Source organism: Mycoplasma sp. 21DD0573 (assembly GCF_034863425.1).
Lineage (GTDB): Bacteria > Bacillota_I > Bacilli_A > Mycoplasmatales > Metamycoplasmataceae > Mycoplasmopsis.
Genome location: NZ_JAYFEZ010000022.1, coordinates 1 through 2293 on the forward strand (window position 1 = coordinate 1; position 2293 = coordinate 2293).

Here is a 2293-nt window from a genome sequence, read left to right on the forward strand (position 1 = left end):
AAACAAAAAGTAGACAGTTTTTTATTTTCTGTCTACTTTTCTTGTCCTAGTTTATGCACTTTTATGAACCCTATTTTTTTTTTTTTTTTTGCTTTTAGGACTTGCTGACTATGGTTTCGGTGAAACCTGAAACTTGACATATTACTTTAAAAGTTGTATTATTTAATTATGAAACAAAAAAGATTAATAAAAAATTTAAAAAATTTATTTATATTATCAAGCGCACCTTTAACTGCTCTTGTTGCAACCAGCGCAGGTTGTGCAGCAGCACCAAGCTATACAAAAAATCCATTAGCAAAGGTTAATGTTACATATAATGTTGTTAATAGTTATGTAAAACCATCTGTTATAAACACAGAAAATCTCAGTCAATATGTAACTATTAATCCATCAACAGATGAGCTTGTAATTTATAAAACTATTTCAGTTTCACAAACTGACGATGATAAAGGAACATTAAAAATCACTGTTTTACTTGAATCAAAAGAAGATAGTAAACTTACATATTCAAAAGAAATTTTAATTAAAGGTTTTCTTAAAAATATTAAAGCTCAGCCACTTAATCCAAGATATCAACAATTCTTTAACGAGATTGTTGATTCAGCTGAAAACTCAGTTCCAACTGTGTTTATGTCTAGAAACGCAGCTCAATATTTCAACTCTGCATTTATGTTAATGTTAGGTGAATTAAACTACAAGAATAGAAATCAAGATTCACTTAACGATGTGCTATTTTTAATAGACAATTCAGTTTATGATAAGGCAAACACAGGGACTCAAAGATTTAATTTTGACTATTTATTCCAAAAATATGGAGACGTTTTACAAACACCAGGTCAATACAACATTGGTAATGGTAAATTAATGGTTGCATCACAATTAAAAGATATGAATCCATCATTAAACGATGATGCTAACAAAAAATACGATGTATTTCCAAGAACATTAAAAGAATTATTAACTTACCTAAAACCATATACAGATGCAGGTGTAAATAAATTTGACTTCTACATTCCGGACATTTCATTCCCATCATTACCAACAGAAGTTAGAAATTATGTTCTAGAACACGCTAATAAAATAGTACTTTTATCAGATGGAAATGCACAACCTTATAAATTTGTTGAGACTTCATATCAAAGTTGAGCTAACAGAAATTCAAGCAATCTTTCAAAAGATGAAATCGCAGCTTCATTTGAAGAGATGCAAAGAACTCAAAAACAAACAATTGACTATAGATACTACTTCCAATTAACAGACAAAGTTAAACTTTACAACTTTGATGGTTCATACATTGAATATTTCAACAAGCAACTTAGAGCTTTAGATAAGGCTAATTTATCATTATCAATTAAAGATTATCCAACTGATTATTCTCAAATTTTCAAAAATGATAAATTAGAAATGGAAAAAGCAATCACTGAATATGAAAAACTAAATAGATTAGAGGTTCGTAATGCTCTTGACTTTGTAATTCATGGAAAAGAACATTATGATTCATCTAAGAAGAACTTAGTATTTATGGGTTCATCATTATTTAGAAAATACGAAACAAAAGTTGAAACTGATCCATTATATGGAAAATGAAGAATTAAAGAACTTACTGAAAATAGAGAAGAAATTATAAGTTTCATTAATGCTATAAAAATTAAATACCCTGAATCCGAATACAACTATATGTATAAAATGCACCCAGTTTATTCAAAAGATGAATCAATCGAGTACATTAGAACATTATTTGGAGATAACAATAAAGCAATTATTCTTGACTCTTCAGTTTCTTGAGAAAATATTATCGCAGTTGATCACTCTAAAGCTGATTCAGGTAAGTCAGTATTCTTCAACGAAACATTTAACAACGATTCTAAAACACATATCTTCGGAATTCAAGCTTCATCAACCGTTCTATTATCGACACTTGCATTTGTTAGATCAGCTTACAACTTATCATTAGAGCAAGCTAAAGCATTTGTTGATCCTGAAGATTTTGCAATTCCTACTACATTCCACATTATTAGAAGAGATCAAGTTAAACCAAAAAATGGTTTCTATGAAACAAACATTAAAGAACTTGATCAAGTTTACAAATACTTCATTCCATCTAAAACATTCTTTGAATTATCAGAATTCAAATCAATACCTGATTTTGTAGCTAAATGAACTAAAATCAAAGAAGGTAAATAATACTTATTTCACTTGCACATAGACACTTTAGTAATTACTAAGGTGTTTTTTTATATAAAAAAGAACAGCTATTTAAGCTATTCTGATTTGTGTTAATCAAGTTCAATTT

1 protein-coding gene is annotated in these 2293 nt (G+C 28.3%); it reads left to right on the forward strand.

Annotation, left to right across the window (positions count from 1 at the left end):
• The first annotated feature begins 168 nt into the window (after positions 1-168).
• Entirely contained in the window at positions 169-2184 is a 2016-nt protein-coding gene (locus tag VBM86_RS02985) for a lipoprotein 17-related variable surface protein (RefSeq protein ID WP_323189807.1), read from the forward strand.
• Positions 2185-2293: the final 109 nt, after the last annotated feature.